Origin of the sequence: Psychrobacter piscatorii, assembly GCF_904846415.1 — a bacterium.
In the GTDB taxonomy this organism is placed as follows: domain Bacteria; phylum Pseudomonadota; class Gammaproteobacteria; order Pseudomonadales; family Moraxellaceae; genus Psychrobacter; species Psychrobacter piscatorii.
In genome coordinates, this window is sequence record NZ_CAJHAR010000073.1 from 1 (window position 1) to 2,213 (window position 2,213).

The following is a 2,213-nucleotide window of genomic DNA, read 5'->3' on the forward strand; positions in this document are numbered from 1 at the left end:
CAACAGCGTACCTTCTCCCGAAGTTACGGTACCATTTTGCCTAGTTCCTTCAGCAGAGTTCTCTCAAGCGCCTTGGTATTCTCTACCTGATCACCTGTGTCGGTTTAGGGTACGATTCGTTTATAACTATTGCTTAGAAGCTTTTCCTGGAAGCATGGTATTTGCCACTTCGCTGTACAAGTACAGCTTGCTATCAGATCTCGGTATAGAATAGCCCGGATTTACCTAAGCTATAAACCTACATCCTTTCACCTGGACAACCAACGCCAGGCTGACATAACCTTCTCCGTCCCTCCATCGCATTATAAACAAGTATCGGAATATTAACCGATTTCCCATCGACTACGCCTTTCGGCCTCGCCTTAGGGGTCGACTCACCCAGCCCCGATTAACGTTGGACTGGAACCCTTGATCTTCCGGCGTGCGAGCTTTTCACTCGCATTATCGTTACTCACGTCAGCATTCGCTCTTGTGATACCTCCAGCATGCTTTACAACACACCTTCACAGGCTTACACAACGCTCCCCTACCACTTGAAAACAAATTCAAATCCGCAGCTTCGGCTCCTAGTTTGAGCCCCGTTACATCTTCCGCGCGGGCCGACTCGACTAGTGAGCTATTACGCTTTCTTTAAAGGATGGCTGCTTCTAAGCCAACCTCCTAGCTGTCTATGCCTTCCCACCTCGTTTCCCACTTAACTAGGAATTTGGGGCCTTAGCTGGCGGTCTGGGTTGTTTCCCTCTCCACGATGGACGTTAGCACCCACCGTGTGTCTCCCGGATATCACTCATCGGTATTCGGAGTTTGCATCGGTTTGGTAAGTCGGTATGACCCCCTAGCCGAAACAGTGCTCTACCCCCAATGGTGTTCGTCCGAGGCGCTACCTAAATAGCTTTCGGGGAGAACCAGCTATCACCGAGTTTGATTAGCCTTTCACCCCTATCCACAAGTCATCCCCTGGCTTTTCAACGACAGTGGGTTCGGTCCTCCGGTGCCTGTTACGGCACTTTCAACCTGCTCATGGATAGATCACTCGGTTTCGGGTCTATACCCTGCAACTAGACGCCCTATTAAGACTCGGTTTCCCTACGGCTCCCCTAAACGGTTAACCTTGCTACAGAATATAAGTCGCTGACCCATTATACAAAAGGTACGCGGTCACCCAACAAGTGGGCTCCCACTGCTTGTACGCACACGGTTTCAGGTTCTATTTCACTCCCCTCACAGGGGTTCTTTTCGCCTTTCCCTCACGGTACTGGTTCACTATCGGTCAGTCAGGAGTATTTAGCCTTGGAGGATGGTCCCCCCATCTTCAAACAGGATTTCTCGTGCCCCGCTCTACTTAATATGTTAACGCTAATGTTTCGAATACAGGACTATCACCTACTACGGTCAGCTTTCCCACGCTGTTCTTCTACATTAGCACTAATCGGCTTCTCCCCGTTCGCTCGCCGCTACTAGGGGAATCTCAATTGATGTCTATTCCTAAGGGTACTGAGATGTTTCACTTCCCCTCGTTCGCTTCCTAATAAATTAGGATACCTACCTTATGGTAAGTGGGTTTCCCCATTCAGAAATCTCCGGATCACAGGATATTGCCGCCTCCCCGAAGCTTATCGCAGGCTGTCACGTCTTTCATCGCCTCTGACTGCCAAGGCATCCACCATGTGCGCTTCATTACTTGACCATACAACCCCAAGTAGTCTTTCGACTTCTAAGTGTCATACAATCTAATTATGATAACGATATCACCTATGTTTATACGCTTGATTCAGTTCTCTTTACTTTTTTAATAACTCACCCCTGGGATAACAACTGATGTCGTTAAGAGGTGAGTTATTAAGGTTAAGAAGTGCGCGTGAACACGCGCTTCCTAACCCAGACTCATATCTATGTTTTTAAATAGTTCCTGTATCCTCGTCGAATAACAGGTTCTGTATAAAACAGAAAGAAGTAATCATGTCTTTATTCAAGACGAATCACTTGTTTCTATTTATACCATTAGCACTTAAAGCTTACTGACCGTCTTAGTAGTGGTGGAGCCAAACGGAGTCGAACCGTTGACCTCCTGCGTGCAAGGCAGGCGCTCTACCAACTGAGCTATGGCCCCATTATAAAATGGTGGGTCTAAGTGGACTCGAACCACTGACCCCCGCGTTATCAACACGGTGCTCTAACCAGCTGAGCTACAGACCCTAATACGTTTGTTAAAA

The 2,213-nt window shown here is 47.9% G+C and carries 2 tRNA genes and 1 rRNA gene; all 3 read right to left on the reverse strand.

Going from position 1 to position 2,213, the window contains the following annotated elements:
- Positions 1-1,687 (reverse strand): 23S ribosomal RNA (locus tag JMX83_RS14825); the annotation flags it as partial.
- Positions 1,688-2,034: 347 nt separating this feature from the next.
- Positions 2,035-2,110: transfer RNA gene (locus JMX83_RS14830), tRNA-Ala, on the reverse strand.
- Between the two features lie 9 nt (positions 2,111-2,119).
- Positions 2,120-2,196, reverse strand: a tRNA-Ile gene (locus JMX83_RS14835).
- Positions 2,197-2,213 lie beyond the last annotated feature (17 nt).